21 protein-coding genes are annotated in these 19314 nt (G+C 53.9%); 12 read left to right on the top strand and 9 right to left on the bottom strand.

The features are described 5' to 3' along the window. Positions 1-2: 2 nt before the first annotated feature. From NCHU2750_RS11880 to NCHU2750_RS11905, 6 genes are read left to right on the top strand one after another with little or no spacing between them, the layout of a single operon-like run. Positions 3-1631 carry a hypothetical protein gene (locus NCHU2750_RS11880; RefSeq protein WP_205583848.1) on the top strand — a complete coding sequence of 543 codons (1629 nt, stop codon included), beginning with the start codon at positions 3-5 and terminating at the stop codon, positions 1629-1631. 2 nt (positions 1632-1633) lie between these two features. Continuing rightward, complete coding sequence (locus NCHU2750_RS11885) at positions 1634-3037, top strand: hypothetical protein (protein ID WP_119940689.1); 1404 nt, start codon at positions 1634-1636, stop codon at positions 3035-3037. A 1-nt stretch (position 3038) separates the two neighbouring features. Continuing rightward, entirely contained in the window at positions 3039-3914 is an 876-nt protein-coding gene (locus NCHU2750_RS11890) for a M15 family metallopeptidase domain-containing protein (protein ID WP_119940690.1), read from the top strand. Further along, positions 3911-5974, top strand: a complete 2064-nt coding sequence (locus tag NCHU2750_RS11895) for a hypothetical protein (RefSeq protein WP_119940691.1) — start codon at positions 3911-3913, stop codon at positions 5972-5974. The genes NCHU2750_RS11890 and NCHU2750_RS11895 overlap by 4 nt, the downstream gene beginning before the upstream one ends. Before the next feature lie 19 nt (positions 5975-5993). Continuing rightward, complete coding sequence (locus NCHU2750_RS11900; RefSeq protein WP_162939600.1) at positions 5994-7664, top strand: autotransporter outer membrane beta-barrel domain-containing protein; 1671 nt, start codon at positions 5994-5996, stop codon at positions 7662-7664. Beyond that, positions 7664-8113: a hypothetical protein gene (locus NCHU2750_RS11905; RefSeq protein ID WP_119940693.1), complete on the top strand. Its 450-nt coding sequence runs from the start codon at positions 7664-7666 to the stop codon at positions 8111-8113. Before NCHU2750_RS11900 ends, NCHU2750_RS11905 begins: the two co-directional genes overlap by 1 nt. On the opposite strand, the gene NCHU2750_RS11910 is transcribed toward NCHU2750_RS11905, so the two are convergent. Both NCHU2750_RS11910 and NCHU2750_RS30500 read right to left on the bottom strand, forming a co-directional pair. Further along, positions 8110-8844 (bottom strand): hypothetical protein, encoded by a 735-nt coding sequence (locus NCHU2750_RS11910; RefSeq protein ID WP_119940694.1) that lies wholly within the window; start codon positions 8842-8844, stop codon positions 8110-8112. The two genes, NCHU2750_RS11905 and NCHU2750_RS11910, sit on opposite strands and share 4 nt — an antisense overlap. A 4-nt stretch (positions 8845-8848) precedes the next feature. Then, the gene (locus NCHU2750_RS30500) at positions 8849-9172 is read right to left on the bottom strand and encodes a hypothetical protein (protein WP_162939601.1); all 324 of its coding nucleotides are present in this window, start codon (positions 9170-9172) and stop codon (positions 8849-8851) included. Positions 9173-9366: 194 nt separating this feature from the next. Here NCHU2750_RS30500 and NCHU2750_RS11920 point away from each other — a divergent pair, with 194 nt between their 5' ends. From NCHU2750_RS11920 to NCHU2750_RS11930, 3 genes are read left to right on the top strand one after another with little or no spacing between them, the layout of a single operon-like run. Beyond that, positions 9367-9591: a hypothetical protein gene (locus NCHU2750_RS11920; protein WP_119940696.1), complete on the top strand. Its 225-nt coding sequence runs from the start codon at positions 9367-9369 to the stop codon at positions 9589-9591. Between the two features lie 12 nt (positions 9592-9603). Next, positions 9604-9909 (top strand): hypothetical protein, encoded by a 306-nt coding sequence (locus tag NCHU2750_RS11925; protein WP_162939602.1) that lies wholly within the window; start codon positions 9604-9606, stop codon positions 9907-9909. Between the two features lie 37 nt (positions 9910-9946). Continuing rightward, positions 9947-10408, top strand: coding sequence for a hypothetical protein (locus NCHU2750_RS11930; RefSeq protein ID WP_119940698.1), 462 nt, complete (start codon positions 9947-9949; stop codon positions 10406-10408). 105 nt (positions 10409-10513) lie between these two features. Here NCHU2750_RS11930 and NCHU2750_RS11935 read toward each other — a convergent pair whose 3' ends face one another. The 3 genes from NCHU2750_RS11935 to NCHU2750_RS11950 form a co-directional block, all read right to left on the bottom strand. Then, positions 10514-11089, bottom strand: coding sequence for a hypothetical protein (locus NCHU2750_RS11935; RefSeq protein ID WP_119940699.1), 576 nt, complete (start codon positions 11087-11089; stop codon positions 10514-10516). A 310-nt stretch (positions 11090-11399) separates the two neighbouring features. Continuing rightward, positions 11400-12821, bottom strand: coding sequence for a polysaccharide deacetylase family protein (locus NCHU2750_RS11945; protein ID WP_119940701.1), 1422 nt, complete (start codon positions 12819-12821; stop codon positions 11400-11402). Positions 12822-12966: 145 nt separating this feature from the next. Next, complete coding sequence (locus tag NCHU2750_RS11950; protein WP_119940702.1) at positions 12967-13254, bottom strand: hypothetical protein; 288 nt, start codon at positions 13252-13254, stop codon at positions 12967-12969. 146 nt (positions 13255-13400) lie between these two features. Here NCHU2750_RS11950 and NCHU2750_RS11955 point away from each other — a divergent pair, with 146 nt between their 5' ends. Next, on the top strand, positions 13401-13712 hold the full coding sequence (locus NCHU2750_RS11955) for a hypothetical protein (protein WP_119940703.1): 312 nt from the start codon (positions 13401-13403) through the stop codon (positions 13710-13712). Between the two features lie 8 nt (positions 13713-13720). Here the strand turns inward: NCHU2750_RS11955 and NCHU2750_RS11960 are convergent, their stop codons facing one another. The 3 genes from NCHU2750_RS11960 to NCHU2750_RS11965 all read right to left on the bottom strand — a co-directional run bounded on the left by NCHU2750_RS11960 (position 13721) and on the right by NCHU2750_RS11965 (position 15197). Continuing rightward, complete coding sequence (locus tag NCHU2750_RS11960; RefSeq protein WP_119940704.1) at positions 13721-14191, bottom strand: lysozyme; 471 nt, start codon at positions 14189-14191, stop codon at positions 13721-13723. A 225-nt stretch (positions 14192-14416) separates the two neighbouring features. Further along, positions 14417-14584: a hypothetical protein gene (locus tag NCHU2750_RS30505; RefSeq protein ID WP_162939603.1), complete on the bottom strand. Its 168-nt coding sequence runs from the start codon at positions 14582-14584 to the stop codon at positions 14417-14419. 13 nt (positions 14585-14597) lie between these two features. Further along, positions 14598-15197, bottom strand: coding sequence for a GIY-YIG nuclease family protein (locus tag NCHU2750_RS11965; RefSeq protein ID WP_119940705.1), 600 nt, complete (start codon positions 15195-15197; stop codon positions 14598-14600). A 126-nt stretch (positions 15198-15323) separates the two neighbouring features. Here NCHU2750_RS11965 and NCHU2750_RS11970 point away from each other — a divergent pair, with 126 nt between their 5' ends. Continuing rightward, a complete protein-coding gene (locus NCHU2750_RS11970) occupies positions 15324-15662 on the top strand; it encodes a hypothetical protein (RefSeq protein ID WP_162939604.1) in 339 nt (112 codons plus the stop codon). A 113-nt stretch (positions 15663-15775) separates the two neighbouring features. On the opposite strand, the gene NCHU2750_RS11975 is transcribed toward NCHU2750_RS11970, so the two are convergent. After that, on the bottom strand, positions 15776-16333 hold the full coding sequence (locus NCHU2750_RS11975; protein ID WP_119940707.1) for a winged helix-turn-helix transcriptional regulator: 558 nt from the start codon (positions 16331-16333) through the stop codon (positions 15776-15778). Between the two features lie 227 nt (positions 16334-16560). Here NCHU2750_RS11975 and NCHU2750_RS11980 point away from each other — a divergent pair, with 227 nt between their 5' ends. Beyond that, positions 16561-19254, top strand: a complete 2694-nt coding sequence (locus NCHU2750_RS11980) for a bifunctional diguanylate cyclase/phosphodiesterase (RefSeq protein ID WP_119940708.1) — start codon at positions 16561-16563, stop codon at positions 19252-19254. The last annotated feature ends 60 nt before the right edge of the window (positions 19255-19314 follow it).

Below are 19314 nucleotides of genomic sequence, written 5' to 3' on the forward strand. Positions count from 1 at the left end.
AATTGCCACCTAGTACCCCTAAAGAAACAACAACCAAGGTCGAACCTTGGGACGGCGCTAAGCCTTATCTTCTTGATCAATACGCTCAATTCAATGACCTGATAAAAAACGGCGCCCCGAAGCCATGGTCAGGGCCTCTCATTGCCGATCAATCACAGGCTACGAAGGACAGTCTTTCTCAGGCTGAACAGATCGCTAGAGGCGGTAACACTGCCGTTCTTTCGTCCGGCTCCAATGCTGTGAATGGCATCCTCAATTCGGGCATCAACTCGCAAGCAGCCAACACGCTTTCCAGCCTTCAGAATGGCAGTCTCGGCACGAATCCGACTGACGCCTATGCGAAGTCCGTGATGAATGGCGGCGCTTCGAATGCTCCCGGCTCCTATAATCTGAACTATTCGAACCCTGCCCTTTCTCAGGCTTCTGGATACGGCACTTACAACAACGCCGCGTCAGGTCTTCAGTCCGCCCAAGCCAACCAGCTCGCGAACAGTTCGAATCCGGCTGCATCCTCATATCTTCAGCAGACAGCCAGCGGCGCGAACATCCTTGCTAATCCTCTACTGAATCAAAATATTGCAAATCAGCAAGCCAGCATTGCCGATCAGCTCAAGAACGTCACTACACCTCAAATCGATAGCCAAGCAGCCCTTGCCGGTCGAACCGGTTCTGGCGCCTATGCTTCGATGCGGAACAATGCCGATGCGACTGCTGCTAAGGCAATGTCCGAAGTGGCGACGAACGCCCTGACCAACCAGTATAATCAGGACGTGGCGGCTCAGCAGAATGCGGCGAACCTATACGGCAATCTTTATAATCAGGACGTCAACAACCGTCTGAATGCCAATCAGCAGCTTGCCGCGACCGATGCTCAGCAACAGCAGCTTCGTCAGGCTGGAACGTCGCTTTACGGCAGTCTGTCCGATAGCCAGAACGCCGCGCAACTCGCCAATTCGAACGCTGCGAATGCTCAGTTCAACCAGAACAACGCGTTTCAGATGCAGGGCGCCCAAATGGCGTCGAACAACTATCAGAACAACATCGCAAACATGCTTGGTCTGAATGGTCAGAAACTCAATGCGGCTAACAGCCAGATTGCCGCCGATAGCAACCTCAATGGTCAGAAGCTCTCGGCAGCGTCACAGGCAGCACAACAGTATCAGAACCAGTACCTTCCGTCTCAGGCGCTTTCGGGCGTGGGCACGGCGAAGGACAACTATAATTCGACGGTTCTTCAGTCGCAGGTTGATGCGTGGAATACGGCTCAGCAACAGCCCCTTACCAACATCGGCAACTTCGTAAATCTGCTGAATGGCGGTGGCTACAGCAACACCACACAGCCGGTTTACAGCAATACGACTGGTCAGATTTTGGGCGGCTTGTCGTCGCTGGCTGGCTTGTTCTCACTCTGCGACGTCCGCGAAAAGGTCATCCACGCGCTTGTCGGCTATATGCCGCTGACCAATGGCGACAAGATCGCGATGTACGAATTTTCATACCGTGATGATCCGGACGCTATCGTCTGGACAGGCCCGATCGCCCAAGAAGTCGAAGAGAAGACTGGCGCCGTCATCGAATTTGCTGGTCGTAAGATTGTCGATGTCTCCGGACTGATGAAGGAGGCTGCATAATCATGGCAAGCATTTGGGATTTCCTTCGCCGCAAAAAGGACGACGGTTCGAACGATCTGGAAGCCGTCCTTACACCGGAAAAGCAGCCGAATTTTCTGCAACAGTTTCTTCCGGAAGACCCGGACAAGCGTGAAGCCGTCGCCCGTGCCCTCATCCAAGGTGGCGCCGCTGCCATGATGGCTGGTGGTCCGTCCGTTGGTAAGCCGACGAACTTGCTTCAGGTCTTGGGCGCTGGCGTAGCTTCTGCCGGACAGGGCTATGGCGATGCTCTGGACTCGAATTTGGAAGCCAAGAAATTCGGCGCCGCTAATCGTCTGAACGACTATAAAATGAAGACCCTTGGCGACAATCAGGCCCGTACGAAGGCGTTCGTCGCTAAGTGGGGTTCTCCCGGTGTGAACGGCTATCCGCCTGAAGCACTCGGCGAACTGGCTGAGCTTCAGATGTTGAACGGTGACGACGAAGGTGCGCGCCAGACGCTTAAACAGGTTCAGGCACTTCAGCAGAAGGGCGCCGAAGAAGGCATGGTCATCGATCAGGCAACGGGCGGCTTCAAGCTGGCTCCCGGCTTCGGTCAGTCGATGTTCGATGTCGAAAAGGCGAAGGGTCTTGGCGGCGCTGTTGGCAAGAATGCTGAAACGACCGCTGACATTAAAAATTACGAATACGGTGTCGAGAAGCCGGGATTTGTCGATTACCAGACGGCTCAAAAGCGTGCCGGTGTTCAGCAGCCTGAAGATAAGTTCGCAGGTAAGTCAGCAGAGCTTGCGGCAACCGACATGGCGGACATCGTCAAACAAGGTACTACAGCGCAGGAGCTTGCTGGCAATGTGCAGATACTTGCCGATCTTAGCAAGCAAATCGGCACCGGTCGTTGGGCGGAAGCCAAGAAAGCTTGGGGTCCGACTTTCGAAGCGTTTGGCATCAAGGTTGATAACCTCTCTGAAATCCAAGCGATGGACAGTCTCGCTGCGCGTGTATCACCTCAGTTGCGTGTTGCCGGAACGGGCGCCACGAGCGATTTTGATGCTCAGCAGTTCGTCAAATCGATTCCGTCGCTAGGCAACACACCAGATGGCAACCAGATGATTGCCACTACGATGAACGCGGTCACGAAGAACAAGGTCGAAGCGGCTCGGATTGCTAGTGAGGTCCAACGCGGAAACATCGATTATCAGGAAGGCTATAGGCAGATCGCTGCCCTTCCCGATCCGTTCCAGCAGTTCAAAGAATATCAAAAAGCCGCCAAAGTCGGCGGATCGGATAAGTCACCATCCAGCGACACATCTGCAAAGGGCGATCGTCTCGGCGGTGTTGTGACGGTGACGAGCGAAGAACAGTTTAATGCTCTGCCCAAGGGAACGACCTATCGCATCGAAGGCGAAACCGGCGTGTGGGTGAAGTAACATGGCTGGATATATCGTCTACCAAAACCAGTCTGCCACTCGCAATCAGCCACTCAATGAAGACCTTATCAAGCGGCTAAAGTACCTCGAAGATATGGGCATTACCGCTCAAGTCTTCTCCGGTGGTCAGCCCGGAATTGGCGAAGAAGGCGCACGTACTGGCAGCACCCGCCACGATCATGGCAATGCAGCCGACGTGTTCCTGTTCAAGGATGGGCGTAAGCTGGATTGGGCGAATCCCGATGACCTTCCCATCTTCGAACAGGTCGTCAGTCAGGGGAAAGCCAACGGTGTCACCGGTTTCGGCGCTGGTCCGGGCTATATGCAGGAAGGCTCGATGCACATCGGCATGGGCAATCCGGGCGTTTGGGGCGCTGGTGGCAAGAGCGATAATGCACCGGCTTGGCTGAAAGCTGCCTATGGCGGCACGAAAATCGATCCCGTCGCCGAAGTCGTTGCGGCTGGTCCTGCATCCACATCACCAGCTAGTGACAATCCGCTATTCAATCTCATTCAAGGCAAAGCCGCCGAAGCTCCTAAGCCAGAAGAACCAAAGTCCAATAACGGCGTATTAGTGGATGCTTACAATAAGCTGACGGGTAGTAAAATTGAAATGCCTTCGAAGCTTCCCGATAACATTCCTCTGCTTGGTGGGGCTGATATCGGCAAGCTTTCCAAGGGTCTCAGCGCCTTTTCTACCGCCTCTGCCGAAAACGATGCGGCGATAAATAAACAGATCAGCAACGCCGCTGCACGCGCCCAATCGGGGCGTAATTCTCAGCCGGTTGAATTGCAGTTTGTAGATTTTGCCGCTGACCGTCGAAGGCAGAAAGCCCTTGGCGGATTGGGCGGCTTAGGAGGAATCCGACTAGGATGAGCGATTGGAAGGCCCGCGCTAAGGCAGAAAGCACACCAGCTTCAGACTGGAAAAAGCGCATTATCGAACAGTCTAAACCGCTGGACATCGACCAAGAATATGTCGATGCGCTCGATGAAGCGCCCGTTGGCGTTCGTCTCGAAGTCGGTGCGCTGGACAAGTCCGAAGACAAGCTTACCGCCTTGAAGAAGCGCTATCCCGATGCGGCTCCCTATGGCGATTCAAACTTCATCATGACCGATCCGGACACCGGCAAGGTGATCCAATACAATTCCCATGGCTGGATGCCATCGCTTGGCGACGTCGCAAGTGCCACTCCGGAAATAGCGGAGTCGGTGGGCGGTGGCTTGGGCGCCATTCTCGGCGGTTTTGCTGGACCGCTCGGCGCTATTGGCGGTGCTGGCGTTGGTTCCGCTGCATCAAAAGAAGCTGCCCAACGCGGTTTGAACTACATTTTCCAGAACGATGATACCCGATCGACCGGCGAACAGGTCCGTGACGCTGCCATCAGCGCTGGTCTCGGCATGGCTGGTGAAGGTGTTGGTCGTCTCGCATCAAAGGGCATTCAGGCTGGCAAAGACGCGTGGGTTCGTGGCGCTATTGGTGGTGGTGTTGATGATCCGATCAAAGCTGCCGAACGTGCTGCCGATCTTCGCGCTATTGGCGCCAATCCTACAGCGGGACTTGTCAATGGCAATGAGAAGTCAGCGCTTCTTGAACACGCCCTGATTCCGACCCGTTCCGGCAATGAAATTCAATCTCGCATCAATGACGCTTTCACAGCTCAAAAAGATGAATTCGGGCGTATCGTCGGCAGTCTGTCAGATCAGCCGCTTGATATCGCTTCGGCTGGCGCTCGTTTGCGCGAACAGGCAGAGCTTGCCAAGGAAGCCGCCAAGTCACAGTCAGAAAAGCTGTATGGCGCTGTTGATAGCCATGTGACGTCCCCTGCCCTTTCGACCAATACGAGCGACTTTCTCGCCAATCTGACGAAGGAACGCGCTGGATATGGATCGTTCGATGAACTGACGAAAGCGCCCCAAACCGACAAGGTAATCGCCCAAACATCCGCAATTTTGCAGGATGCTCAGAAAGGCATGACCTTCGAGCAATTGAAGTCGGCACGTTCCGCGATCGGCGGCATGGCAGCGGATGAGACCGACCGCGTTCTAAAGGGTCATTTGAATGGTCTTTACGCCAGCCTGACGAAGGACATGGAAGCAACCGCCGCTGCATCTGGCGATGAAGGTCTGTCCGCATTCAAGAAAGCAAACGATTTTTACCGTGATGAGATCACTTCGCCGGAAGGTTTCGGCAAGGGCGGTGCGGCACATAAAATCCTGAATACACCTGACACCGACGATATTATGAAATGGGTCACAGCCAAGGACTCGTCAGGTGGTAATCGTATCGCCGCTGTTCGCAGGACCATCCAGAAGTCTGAAGGCGGCGCCAAGGCTTGGGACGATGTTGTAGCCGGATTTATTGACGATCTCGGTCGCAATAAGCAGGGTGCTTTCGATCCGGGCACATACCTTCGCAACTGGACCGATATGAGCGACAACGCCAAATCGGCGATGTTCTCTGGCACCGGTAATGCGCAGCTTCGCAGTGATCTGGACCGTCTGGCGCGCATCTCCGAAAACTGGACGAAGTATCGCGGCGGAAAAAATCATTCAAATACGAGCAATCATCAGGCGATCAAGGATTCACTCAATCCTTTCAGCAAAGATAACCTGATGTTCTCCGTTCTTGGTTCAGTCGCCATGGGCGATCCAACCGGCATGGTCGCTGGCACGGCGGCTGGTGCGCTGAAAAAGACCGTTCCTGCCGTTGGGAATAAGCTGCTTGGTGGCACCCGCGCCAAACTGCTGACTAGTCCGGAAACGGTGAACTGGCTTGCCGACATCCCGAAAGCTGAGATGCAGAAAGGTGGGCTGAAAGCGCATCTCTCGCGCCTAAACCAAATCCGTAAGAAGACGCAATCCCAGGGTCTTAGCCAGGCGATAGGCGATTACATGCTGTCTGTCGGCTACACACCCGACGACGAAGACCAATAATAACAAGAGGTTACGCTAAGTGCCCGATTTTTCCTCATCGCAAATTTTCGAAAATGACGCAGAGAACGTGTCCAGCCCGCCTGCCGGTCTGACCGGATCGGCTGCACCGAGTAGCCTTGCGCCAACGATCCGTGCGTTACTCGGCTCTTCGAAACGCTCGTGGGTACGAAACAATTTCATATACACCAGCACCGGAACGGCAGCGCTGTTCTTACTGACGTTCATCAGCGGTCCGATCACCTACACCAAGGGAGAGCGCATCTCTTTTTGGGCACACGTTGATTGTGCTGCCAACCCTCAGATTAACGTGAATACGCTCGGTGCAAAGACCATCCTGAACCGGCGTGGTCAGCCGCTACCGGCAGGTTCTATTCGTGCCGGTGACCCTGTAACCCTTGCCTTCGACGGCACCTCATTCCGCCTGATCAGCCAGACTACCAACGATCTGGCGCTTACTGGTGCAGTCACCATCAATGCTGGCGCTAACACATCGCCGACACTCGCCTTGTCGCCAAACAACGTCATTCGGGCGGCTGTGTCTTCGTCCGCGAATGGCGGCATTGCGGTCACCCTGTCGAACGCCAATTCGGCGATCGTAAAATCGCTCATCGTTCCCGAAACCGGCTCGATGACGTTCGGTGGAGACATCATCTGGACTAGCGGCAATGACGGCGCCAACTCGGCGATGGATGCGGATTTGCTTGATGGTCAGCACGGCATATATTACCGCGATCTGGCGAACAGCACGGGCACTCTGCCGAATGCTCGCATAAGCGGTTCTTATGACGGTCTGGATACGATTACCGCAAACCGGATCAAGCTGCTTTCCACGACCGATGCGTCTGAAACATCGACCGCCCATGGCTTCCAAGTCGGCGCCGACAACACGATCAATATGATCATCGACCAGAATGAGATCATCGCACGAAACAACGGCGCGCTTTCGCCTCTGTATCTCAATGGCACTGTGATTGGGTTTGGTGCTGATAGCGTTTACGTGGGTGATACCGGCAACACCGTTATGCATAAGGGCAATGACGGCTCTGGTTCTGGCTTCGACGCGGATTTGCTCGACGGTCAACACGGATCGTATTTCCGCGATCTGGCGAACAGCACTGGAATTCTGCCGAACGCTCGCATCAGCGGGAACTATGACGGCATCGGCATCCTAACCCTGACCAACCGTCTGGTTGTATCCGGCTCTGCACCAAATATTCAGTTGATCGACACGACGAGCGGTCAGCTCTCTGGGCGAATGCGCGTCGATGCCAACAATGTCTATTTTGATAGCTCCGCCGATGACGTCAACTTTGCCGAAGTCTTTCGTTTTGAGCTTGATGCGAAGGTTGGTTACGTCAATGGGTCCAAAATCCATACTGACGCAAACCACAACCACCTTTCAATCGGCACAACGGCGGCTTCCGCTCAATCGGCGATCGGCATCAACAGCGCCCTGATCGGCTCGCTGACGACCGGCTTGGGCGTGGGTGCAGTTGGAACATACGCATTCCTTCAGGCTGATGGAGTGGGCATCACCAATCCCGGCGCGACTCGACCCGGATCAGCTCTCTATTACACCGCCGCATCAGGCGCCCGCGCTAGTCAGCCGTCCGGCACATGGCGTTGCATGGGCTATAGCGACACAGACAATCAGACACGCGCCATCACCGCATGGCTGAGGATTTCTTGATGACAATGAATTTTAAGAACGCAGTCTTTTGCGCCGAAAACGCCAAAATCGACATGGAAATCGAACACCCGATCTATGGTTGGATTCCGTTCACCGCCGATCCGAACGATGTTGAACAGCATGGGCGCGACCTATACGCCGCTGCATTGGCGTCTGCCCTGCCCTATGTTGCGCCGGTCTACACGCCCGAACAGCGCCGCTCGATGATGCCAGCCCTGTCCGCCCGTCAATTCTGGATGGCGGCTGCGAACATCGACATCGATAAGGATGTGATCATCGACGCGATCAAAGCTGAGATGCCGGACTCGGTCGATCGGAAAATGATGATTGCCGAATTGGAGAGCGGATCGTTTGAGCGGCTGAACCCGACGATTATCGATGTCATGCAGTTGATGGAAATTCCTGCCGAACAGGTCGATGACCTTTGGGTTTGGGCGACGGGCATTTAAGACAGTGTTGATGTCTTCCGGTACGTGGGAAGTGTGTGGAACGGTTCGATGAATTTTCCTCCGTGAGAATAGAAAGCGAATCCCGTCGTCCATTCTGAGCCAAACACGTCGTGATAATCGATCCTTCCGCAGGCTAGGCATACCTTGCCCGACGGTGGGAAGTTGAGAGTAAATGACCGAATTACCTCACTGCCCGAATTTGGTTCAACTCGGACATGCCTTGTTGCATGATCACCACTCCCGATACCGTCGAATGCTTTCATATTGACTTTTGCCAGCAAACGAACGTTTGTCGTGATTGCATTTTCCGGAACAGCTTCCAGTTCTATCGATGCTTTGAATGATGTGACAGGGGTTTGCCCCATATTGATAAACTCAACGATTATCGCACCTCCATCATCCGAAAACCTCACGCGGACAGCTTCGACGTAGGCTCTAACAGCCGCTTCTCCAAGCTCCCGATTATCCTTGATCGCTTTGTTCGTTTGCCGGAGTGACCAAAGCAGCCCTCCTAAAGCGAACACGCTCATCACCACACTGGCGGCGGTCGCGTAGAACATGGGCTCCGCCCATTCCGCGACATCCTGTTGGGCCTTTAAATCGGCTTCTTGCCTTTGCTCGTCTCTTGCAGCCTTTAAGTCGATCGATGTCGGGTCATAAACTGCCGCGAGAACGGGCGGAGCGGCTAACAATCCAAACAAAACTACCACCCACCACCGTGACGGACGCATTCGATTAAGGTTCCTTGGATTCAAGACTCATCAACAGGCGCAGCTTCGCCAGATAGGCTTTCATGTTTGCATCTGACGAAGTCGGAATCGTTGCATCGTTATAGAAATAGATACGGTCCCCATCTCCAACACCGTGAATATCGAGCTTTTTGCGCTTGGCTGGACCCAGACCAGTCAAGAACATCTTATGTTTAGCGTCATTCCACTCTGAATGCTCTTTTGTGACGGTGCCTAACGTTTTGTACTTGCGGTTGAAGAATGTCCAAGAGCCATCTGGATTTTTTGCCATTCCGTATGGGAACATCGCCTGCCGTACATTCGGTGTCATACATCACCCCTCGAATTCGGTTTTTATGCCGATATCGAACGTCGGAAAACCGTCTTCTGCAAGGAACATTGTCAGAAATGACAGTGGAAAACTGTCCGTTTTTTTTCAGCGGTCAGATGGCGCAAGGCTTGCCGCGATTTCAGAATACTTCTACTTAGCCTTTCAACTCTCCCTGCAAACAACGAGAGGTTAATATGCGCATCGCTAAACTAATTGAGACGACTACAGGCTATCAGGTTCGGCTTGATGATGGTTCCGTCTATCGTGCGAAACCAATTCATGGGAACGTCATTGCCTCATGGAAACGCGGCGATACGATCCAGATTGCAGACAGGAGCAATCCGCCATTTCATTTCGAACTCACCAACGTGGATCGCGGCGAAAGAATCAATGTCATGCAGTCGAATTATCTACTGTAATCAGCGACTTAAATGGCACACCAAATCGATCAAATAATCACTTTAATTTTGGAAAGAAAGCCGTTTATGGACGCTGAGAAGGAGGAATTAATCCTGAGCCTGACGCGTGAAGTTTTGGATTCAACTATCGTTCCCGTTGGTCGAAAATTCGACTTGGACGACGTGATAGGAGCAGTAATCGAGAGCAACCCGGATTTGTCGGACATCCTAGACCATATATTTGATGAGGAAGGGCAAGCATTTGCTCTGAAATATCTCACCGAAAACTTCGAACCGGCACACATCGGTAATCCTACTCGCATATTCAAGCCTTATTGACGACGACCGCCGTCAAAGAATTTTAAGGAACCGACTTATGGCAAACATTATTAATTTCGAAACCGACTTTGGCATCCATATCGACAACGTTGTTCCCAAAATCATGGGTACTCATACCCGTGAAGAGCAGACGTTCGCTGATCTGACCTATCCGCTTATTGTGGTGCTCGGTGCAGCTAAGCGGGTTATTGAGAGAGGCGGCAAAGATTATTTCTCCCTGAAGTTTGATCACACCCCCGCAAGAGACGCGCACCACATCCTTTACTTCACCATTACGCTACGCGGTCTTGTCGAAACGCACGAGTTCAGGGTGTTTTGGGTTGGTGGAAACGCGGACGTAACGATCTCGGGATTTGAAGACTTCGCTCAACACCTTCAGAACGTTAAGGGCTACCATCACAACGCACAGAACCACACGGTTCAATTCGCTTTTGATGCCGATCCGAACGATCTCGCTGAGGGCTTCGCAGACGTGCTGTATGACTTCTACAAGGTCTAAATTGGCACTTTAAACGATGAAGCCGGGTCATCGCACCCGGCTCTTTTGTACCTTCTGATACCCATCGCCCCATCACTTCCGCTAATGATGTCAGGGCGGTGGGGCTTACGACCCGTCCTTGGGATTATCCACAAATACGCTAGCGGCTCGTAACGTAGTTTCTATGTGACGCATCTGTGCTTCTGCGAAAACGAGATATTGCGGCGAGATCGGCTCATCTAGATGGATTTCCGGAACCTCGTAGACTTGATCGTAGTTCCGGACCGCGACCAATGTGATGATTACAGCCGGATATACGAGGTCGTCTCCCAAATATATCTTCGATACTTCTTGAGACCCAAGCTTTACGGCTGCGATGTCAAATGCCCCCATCCGAAGCTTCGAGTCCGCTTTGATAGCTCGCGTTGAACCGACGCCGTGCTGGTGAGCATTCCTCGCTTGATCCATATATTGAAGGAGGGGATCTTTACGTCGAATATGCTTTATCTTGCCGAACCACGGTCGCGAAAGCCTCCCTGTCGCCATCTTTTCAAGCCCAACGTAGAAAGCATCCGACCAAAGCAAAAAATCACCCCAAGCTTCTCTTGATCCTGACGGATCGCTCAAAGCCTTCAATATTTCGAGCTTTCTCTTTGCTATGGTGGCACGATCGCACGCGTCTTGGTAATGTAATTTATCCAATGTATCCCATCTCCATGCTCGCGTGTCGTGGGAATTGCCTTCGCGTCTTGTCCAATTTGCGCGCCTCAAGCATCAGGCAATCGCGTTGTCTTCTCACGAACGCAGACACGGTAGAATTAATCATTTTAATTTGACGTGGCTTTCGCTCTTCAACAATCTTTATCAACTCCGACCAGTTGTCGAGAAGCATAGGAGAGAACAGGGGCATCGATGGCTGCAAGTTGAACCGGTACGGGCTTCAAGTAGCAGCGTGAGCCTGCGAATACCATTCGCACATTGATTTCCATTGCTTAACGTCAGGGTGGGTCGATCAGGAATAGCTTCGGATATAGTCGTCCATCGTGATCCACTCGATATCAGACCGTGAGTAGACATCGGCGCACATATCGCGAAGGTTTTGCAAGTTCTGTGTCATCGTGGACTCGAAGGCATTGTGGACGACAAAAACAGCCGCCGCCTTGTTGTTCGCTGCCTGATCGACAAACTCTTTGATCTGATTTGCATAGCCGTTGGTGACATTGAACCGGCTTGCTGAGAAGTCGATAGCCTTATACCGCATTGGCTCGCTGAGCGGCGCACATTCGCCAAACTGCATCACCGGCTGACCAGTGGGGTTGGGACCGCCATAGGTGCGCATGGTCCGGAAATTCTGGCGGATCACATCATAGATGTCCGTTTTATCTTGACTGATGCTTGTCTGATAAGAACCGTCCATGCCGCCGCGAAGACCAAGGGCAGCATGGAACATGCGCAACTTTGCGAAAAATGCCGTCTGTCCTTCCTTACCAAGCGCTTGGAACGTCGTGTAATCTTCCGTGCTCCACATTCCCGAACCGATTTGCCAGCCGTGGACATCCTGCAAGGTGCGAAGTTGAGTGACCGAAAGACGGTTTGGGGCGCCAACTTCAACAGATGGTGCACCGGGAAACACGACGCCCGGAAAGCCGTATCGAGACATGATCTCGGCAGCGCCCGTGAACGCGTCCAATCGGCTATCATCGAACGTGAAAATCACAGCACCCTTGGTGCGTGGATTGGGTACGAATTCAACATCACCAACTTCACACTGAAGCGTCCCGCCGACTTGTAGATTGACGGTGGCATAGGTGACGGCGGTTGGGACGCAGCCTGCACCAGCTTGAGTAATGCCTTTCAAGCCGTCATTGGCGATCGTGGCATTGAAACCGGGTACTGCAAAACATTGCCACGGACCCCATTCGTCAGCGCCACGCGGTACGATTTGACCACGTGAAAAGTAGTGGTTGAATTCGGTGTAATCGGAACTTGGCGATGCGGGTGAGCCGGATGAATGAAGCCTGATGTTTACCGTTCCGCTGCCATTGAAGAAGTTTGGTCCAGCACGAAACCAGACACGGACGGAACCCTTTGTCACATCGACGGCAGGCATAACACCCGAAGCTCCACCGACATTCGACCGGATAAGCTCGCTGACGTTGCCGCTGTAGCGAAGAGCGGAAGTACCATAGATGCTGTCGCTATTAGTATTGTCCGCGATCCGTGTCGATGAGCCGATCAAACCAGCCTTCGTCCGACCAAGGAAAAGTTTTTTGATGCCCTTCGGATAAGGGTAATGCTGATTCCAGGTACCGCCGATCAGCGGTGCAACAGCGTCCGACTTACCTGCCGTCTGCCATTCCGTAGTCGGCAAACCGTAATCGCGAAGCATGGTGGCGAGATCATCACCAGAGAGAATGTTATCAGTGGTCGCCATTATACTGCCCTCAACCAGAGTGATCCGTCCGGTTTCATCCAAGGCGTACCGTCGTTTTTAAGCCATGCGTTTGAAGGGATTGCTTGCCCCCCACCGCCCTTGATCAGGGCATTGCTGTCGAAGCCGAATGAGAATGAAAATTGCATCATGCCGCTGTCGTCACCTTGACGCGGACGCCAGAAGCGATCCGGAACGGCATGAACGTCCCTGCCTTCACCCGAACACGCGGGTTCTTGGTCGTATCGGGATCGACGCCATTCGCGAAGGCGACGTAGATGTCGCTCGTGCCCACGGCATGGACGATGCAGTAACTTTTGTTCGCGGATGCGAAGGTATAGATGCCGTTCGTGTCGAGTTCGGCAGACTGAAAATCGGAACTAAGAACAAGCCCATCGCCTGTTACATTGCCGAAAACGAGTTGTGCGATTGCCAAGGAAAATAGCTCCGTAGTGTGGTTTATGAGCTATTTAGACAAACCCCGAGTGCAGCCCGGAAAGCACACCGCTGCTATTTTATCGGGAGGGAGGAACAACGACTACACTTTTAAGTTATTGCTGCATTGCAACAAGGATCGCCGCCATGATGACCGACGACGAACTTTTTAGTGCATGCTTCGAAGAAGGTCGGCGCGCTGGTCGCATCGGTCTTCCTATCACTACCAATCCTTATCTCGATCAAGAGACGATAGAAATTGCAGCTTGGGTTGAGGGCTTCGCGTCAGTAGACACCGCCGCTTTGATCCCTTCTGAGCGCGCCCACATCTTCCACGAAGGACAGACGGCGGCGACTAACGGACAACTGGCGTCAACCTGCCCTTATCTCGAAGAAGAAAACCCGCGACGGATGGAAATTTGGCTCATGGGCTACGCGCCGCACGTCGAGGAACATTGACGTTCCGCTTACCGCACCGCCGACTTGAACAGATCGAACTCAGCTTGACGGCGAACGGTCAGTCCACGCAATGCGGTCAATTCGCCGTTCACCCGTGCTTTGTTCCATTGCAGCCATGACGCTTCGATGTCCTTCAAGGAAGCCTTCGCATTGATCCGCTTTAGCAGTGTAGATGATGCCAGCGCCCCTGCCCCCAAATTGTATGCGAACGACACGAGCGCGCCGAATTGATCATCGGTAACAGGGACTTTGACCAGCTTGGAAACATCGCGTTCGAAGCCAGCTAGATCGTCGCGTAATAGGCGTTCGGCTTCAGCTTTCGTGATGGTCTTGCGGCGCTGGACATCGGCTTTCGTGACCGTGCGTGTGTGCCCATAGCCAATTGTCGGAATATTCGCTGGACAGTAATAGGCGGTCAATTTCTCGCCTTCCGACGATTTGATGATAGCGAGGGCTTTCGGGCTTGTCGTGCTGGGCATTTCCTTTCTGAAATCTCGTTATAAATCAATTACTTGATTCATTCTGTGGGTTGACTATTTCGTCAGGCTTGATATAATCAGGGTAACCGGTAGGAAATATAGTAGTAGAGTAGTTGTTGTAATTATCACTGCTATTAACGTTCCTGATATGAAGCTTCGCTTCGATGGCGAAGCCATCTGATCATTATATTTATCCAGCCATTGCCCAAATGAAGAAGGCCCCGATCAAGGAGCCTTATCTTCCATCGCTTTCAGTGCTGATTTTAGCGCTTCATTGCGCTCCCGAATATCCGCCAATGTCTTGCGATATTCATCATCCCAAGCGTCGATCATTGCCATCCGATAAGCGATCGGCATGTCTTCGAATTCCTGATAATCCTGTTCAAATTCCATCGTCGTATCTCCTTTATTCCGCCGAAAATCCAAAGCCGATCGAAGCCCATGTCTGACCGATCACCGACTCGTCGTGATGCTTCTGCAAATAGGCTGACTTACTCCATGCATGACGATTGATCCGACGTTCCGCCGATTTACATGTCCTCCACACGCCGAATTGGCTCATCGTTCCTTCGCTCATATCAGCGGCGGTATAGCTTGAGTCAAAGCTGCCGAATGGTGTGATGAACGTTCCGATCCGTCTCATTTGCTGACCAGTCCAGCGTTTGCGCTGTCTGTCCGCCAGCTCTTCGGAATACGGGCGAATTCCGCCACCACCAGTACGATGATTGTAGTCAGGCTTCATCGCGTCGATATAGGACTTTTCGACTTCAGCCAGTTCGTCAAATTCGCAGTATTCCAGAACGCGGAAATCAACGGCTGAATTGCCGCTGTTCGACATCTGGAAATCGATCAGCAATTCAGTGCAATTGTGAGTGCCAATGTGCAGTTCGCGATAGTGATTATATCGGCGTTTTTTTAGGTTTCTCGACGCACCAATATAGGTTTTACCGCTCTCGATATGAGTGACGATATAGACGCCAGTATTCTGTTCAGTATTCGTGGTCATTGATGGGTTCTCCTGTTTATCAATTCAAAAGTATTTAGTTCCCCGACGTTTCCTGAAACGCCGTTTTCGGCAGAAAAACGCGGTTTCCTAGATAATTTTTTGAGAAAAATTCAGGGGAACGATACCGTGATAAAAGTCATCTTGTTTGGCGCAAATACGCCCGAAAACCGCATCAACATCGCCCAACGCAATGGGAAGAAAATAGCGCTCGCTGTCAGCCTAGAACTGGACGTGATTTCGGAACGGCTCGAAGATTTGAACAGCCAAGCCGCCGTCAATTTCTCAATTACCGAGATACCGCTGGATGTGGCGAAAAAGGTCATCGCCGATACCGCTGAAGGTCAGCCCGCGATTGTCGTTATGGAGTATGGCAAGCCAGTAAAAGACGCGGTAAAGGACAAGGTTGCGGATTGGGTAGCGAAATGCGTCCGCCAAGTACCACTCTTGCATTCTCAAGAAGATTGAAGTTTAATCTCGCCCATCGAATTTCTGGATAGGTGCCCAATTGGGATGCTAATAAATCCGGAGTTTTGAGTTGAGTGAACAGCTCTGACGGACGACCAAAAAGCGCAGTAATATCAATTACTTACAGAATTGACTTGCGCTTTTAGACTTCTTTTTTCACCTTCGAGTTCAATCAGGCATAGGTCGACCGGCTCCCCCGGCTTGTTGACGAGCCAGTAGCGGCGCTCGTCGCGCGGCAGTTCGGGATAGCTGAATTCGATCACGCTGCGCCTGCGTTTGGGCAGCGCCGCCGCATCGATCTTGCGCCGCATGTTCCACATCAAGAGGCGCGCATCGAGCTTTTCGAGCGTCACCTCGCTGTCGATATTGCGGTGAGCCCAGCGCCCGAGATCGCGCACGATCGGCATCAGTTCGTCGGCAAGGCGGGTCGTCAGGTAGGTGATCTCGCCGCTTCGCGCGTTGATCGACCGGGTGACCAGCCCGTTGACCTCCATCTGCTTCAGCCGGGTCGACATCAGCGTCGGCGACATTCCCGGCACGCCCCGTCTGATCTCGTTGAAATGGGTCGATCCGGACCACATTTCCGACAGCACAAGCAGCGTCCAGCGAGGTTCGATCAGCTCGCAGGCCTTGGCGATCGGGCAGAACTGATTGTAACCTTCATCACGCATCTGAAAGTCTCCCGAACGAAGACTATGCGCCCTGCGCAAACACCGGTCCAGTCCATAAACTATAGCGACATGCCGCCACAAAAATACACGTCAAGATCTACAAGGCCCTGAAATACTTTCACTTTACATCAAGAAGAATGCTGTTGGACATCGTCTATCGCGCATGACGAAAGCATAATTTTAAAGTTTTCCTGCAACCGTCGATCATCCCATAATCGGAATACTCGATGGCCAGCCTTCCTTCCTCCACCAGTGCGGGACATGCGAAAGCGAAAGCTTTCGGCATAAGCTATTTTCTTCTGGCGATAGCTGTCGTCGTAGCCGTGGCCATCGGCATCATCCGGGCGGACATGGAAGAGCATCAGCGCTTCTTCGCGGAACAGCGCCTGGTGGCCTCGGAGCAGCTGGCGGAAGTCTCGTCCAAGCTCACCACCAAGATCACTGGCAATGTGAACCTGATTCAGGGCCTCGTTGCCGCCATCGCCGCCAACCCCGACATGACCCAGACGCAGTTTGAAGCGCTTGCCGAGCGCATCTTCTCGGTACCGTCGCAGCTTCGCAACGTCGTGGCCGCTCCCGACCTCGTCATTCGCTATATCTATCCCTATGCCGAAAACGAGAAACTTCTCGGAGAGGATTACACGGCAAAGCCGAAACAGTCCGGCTCCGTGATGGAAGCCATCAAGCGGCGCCAGACGGTGGTCGCCGGACCGGTGAAACTGTTCCAGGGCGGTCACGCTTTGCTTGCCCGCTATCCCGTCTTCAGGATTTCCAACGGTCATTTCTGGGGCGTCGTTTCATCCGCAATCGACGCCGAACGCCTTTACCGGGACAGTGAGGTCGATACGGAGCAGCAACCGCTGAACATCGCGATCTCCCGCCGCCCCTATCCGGCTGCCAAGGATGTTTTCGTCGGCGATCCCTCCGTATTTTCGCAGGATGCCGTTCGAAGTGAAATAGAGATCGGTTCGGATACATGGTATCTCGCCGCCGTTCCCAAAAAGGGTTGGCTCACCTCGCCGCCTTCCATTCTCGTCTTCCGCGCCCATGCGGCCCTGATTGCCTTCTTCATTATCGCTCCACTGATTTGGGCCTCTCGGCTCATGAGACAGCGCCATCGCAATCTCATGGAACTGCAACAGCGGGAAGAGGAACTCGGCGAGGTTTCGCACCGCCTGAGCGTCGCACTCGAAGCCTCCGGCATCGGCGTCTGGGAATATGACCCGGAAACCGGAAACCTGATCTGGGACAAGCGCATGCGCGAAATCTATCATGTCCCATTGCAGCGGGAGACATTCAGCTACGATGACTGGAAAAACGCCCTTCATCCGCAAGACATGGACGCGGCGCGGCAGGGACTTCTCGAAACCCTCGCCAATGATACGCCTTACATTACCCAGTTCCGCGTCGTGTCCTCCGATGGCGAGATCCGCCATATCCGGGCCAATGGCCGCGTCTATCGAGCACCCGGCCGCGGCATGCGCGTCATCGGCGCCAACTGGGACGTGACCAACGACATGCTTCTGCAGGCCGAACTGCTCAATGCGCGCCTGCGCACCGAAGAACAGAATGCCGAGCTTCGTGCCACCCGCCGAACACTTGAGCACCAGTCGCTGCACGACGCACTGACCGGCCTGCCCAACCGCAGATTTCTCGATCAGTTCATGGAGGCGCGCGCGGCGACCGATGCCGGCCAGCCGCTTGCCTTCATTCATGTCGATCTCGACCGCTTCAAGGAGGTCAACGACACGCTCGGTCACGCCGCCGGCGACGAGGTTTTGCGGCAAACCACCACCCGCCTTCTCGACCTGATCGTCCATGACGAATTTGCTGCCCGCGTCGGCGGTGACGAATTCGTCGTCATCACCAGCGGACCAAACATCGAACGCCGGGCTCGCGAACTCGCCCAGGCCATCGTCATTGCGTTGGGGCGCCCGATCGATATCGACGGACACAAATGCCGCGTCGGCTGCAGCGCCGGCATCGCCTGCCAGACGAAGGCGACGGAAGAACCGCGCCTGCTCCTGGTCAACGCCGATATCGCCCTTTACGAAGCGAAGAAACGCGGCCGCAACCGCCTGGAATTCTTCTCAGATGAACTGCGCATGGCCGCCGTCCTGCGCAAGACGACATCCGACGAATTCCTGACTGCGCTGGAACACGATCAGATCGTCCCGTTCTTCCAGCCGCAATTCGATGCCATGACGCTCGACATCGTCGGCGTCGAGGCACTTGCCCGCTGGCGCCACCCGGAGCGCGGCATCCTCGCGCCGGACAGTTTTCTCGATATCGCCGAAAGCCTCAATCGCGCTGCCGATCTCGATGCGATCATCCTGGAAAAGGCGTTGTCGCAGTCGGCACGGTGGAAGGCGCTCGGACTTTCCGTCCCGCATCTTTCGGTCAACATTTCAGCCCAGCGATTGAAGGACCGGCGCCTCTTCGAAAGCATCGAGAAACTGGATTTCAAGCCCGGCCACCTGGCCTTCGAACTGCTGGAATCGATTTCCTTCGACGGGACCGACGAAACCCTTCGCACGGCGATTACGCAGCTGAAGGCGCTCGGCATCGACATCGAGATCGATGATTTCGGCACCGGACATGCGTCGATCGTCAGCCTGATCGAACTCGGCCCGAAACGTCTGAAGATCGACCGCAAGCTCATCGCGCCGCTGGAATCCTCACCGTCCCAGCGCAGGCTCGTCGCCTCGATCATCGAGATAGGCCGCTCCCAGGACATCCAGATCGTCGCCGAGGGCGTGGAGACCGACGCTCATATCGGCATCCTGCAGAACCTCGGATGCAACGTGCTGCAGGGCTATGCCTTCTCGAAGCCTTTGCCCGCATCCGACTTCATCACCTTTGTCGAAAACTGGCAGGCCCGCGACGGCCGCAGCATGCGGTCGGCAGCCAGGGCCGGATGACGGCGGCGACCGGATACGAAAAAGCCCCGCGACCGGTAGGTCACGGGGCTCTTCTTGTAA

The sequence above is a fragment of the Neorhizobium sp. NCHU2750 genome (genome assembly GCF_003597675.1).
GTDB lineage: Bacteria > Pseudomonadota > Alphaproteobacteria > Rhizobiales > Rhizobiaceae > Neorhizobium.

What these genes read in the sequence shown, in the direction of transcription:
- NCHU2750_RS11885 (WP_119940689.1), top strand. Translation starts at nt 1,634, where the DNA reads ATGGCAAGCATTTGGGATTTCCTTCGCCGCAAAAAGGACGACGGTTCG.
- NCHU2750_RS11890 (WP_119940690.1), top strand. Translation starts at nt 3,039, where the DNA reads ATGGCTGGATATATCGTCTACCAAAACCAGTCTGCCACTCGCAATCAG.
- NCHU2750_RS11895 (WP_119940691.1), top strand. Translation starts at nt 3,911, where the DNA reads ATGAGCGATTGGAAGGCCCGCGCTAAGGCAGAAAGCACACCAGCTTCA.
- NCHU2750_RS11905 (WP_119940693.1), top strand. Translation starts at nt 7,664, where the DNA reads ATGACAATGAATTTTAAGAACGCAGTCTTTTGCGCCGAAAACGCCAAA.
- NCHU2750_RS11910 (WP_119940694.1), bottom strand. Translation starts at nt 8,844, where the DNA reads ATGCGTCCGTCACGGTGGTGGGTGGTAGTTTTGTTTGGATTGTTAGCC.
- NCHU2750_RS30500 (WP_162939601.1), bottom strand. Translation starts at nt 9,172, where the DNA reads ATGACACCGAATGTACGGCAGGCGATGTTCCCATACGGAATGGCAAAA.
- NCHU2750_RS11920 (WP_119940696.1), top strand. Translation starts at nt 9,367, where the DNA reads ATGCGCATCGCTAAACTAATTGAGACGACTACAGGCTATCAGGTTCGG.
- NCHU2750_RS11925 (WP_162939602.1), top strand. Translation starts at nt 9,604, where the DNA reads ATGGCACACCAAATCGATCAAATAATCACTTTAATTTTGGAAAGAAAG.
- NCHU2750_RS11930 (WP_119940698.1), top strand. Translation starts at nt 9,947, where the DNA reads ATGGCAAACATTATTAATTTCGAAACCGACTTTGGCATCCATATCGAC.
- NCHU2750_RS11945 (WP_119940701.1), bottom strand. Translation starts at nt 12,821, where the DNA reads ATGGCGACCACTGATAACATTCTCTCTGGTGATGATCTCGCCACCATG.
- NCHU2750_RS11955 (WP_119940703.1), top strand. Translation starts at nt 13,401, where the DNA reads ATGATGACCGACGACGAACTTTTTAGTGCATGCTTCGAAGAAGGTCGG.
- NCHU2750_RS11960 (WP_119940704.1), bottom strand. Translation starts at nt 14,191, where the DNA reads ATGCCCAGCACGACAAGCCCGAAAGCCCTCGCTATCATCAAATCGTCG.
- NCHU2750_RS30505 (WP_162939603.1), bottom strand. Translation starts at nt 14,584, where the DNA reads ATGGAATTTGAACAGGATTATCAGGAATTCGAAGACATGCCGATCGCT.
- NCHU2750_RS11965 (WP_119940705.1), bottom strand. Translation starts at nt 15,197, where the DNA reads ATGACCACGAATACTGAACAGAATACTGGCGTCTATATCGTCACTCAT.
- NCHU2750_RS11975 (WP_119940707.1), bottom strand. Translation starts at nt 16,333, where the DNA reads ATGCGTGATGAAGGTTACAATCAGTTCTGCCCGATCGCCAAGGCCTGC.
- NCHU2750_RS11980 (WP_119940708.1), top strand. Translation starts at nt 16,561, where the DNA reads ATGGCCAGCCTTCCTTCCTCCACCAGTGCGGGACATGCGAAAGCGAAA.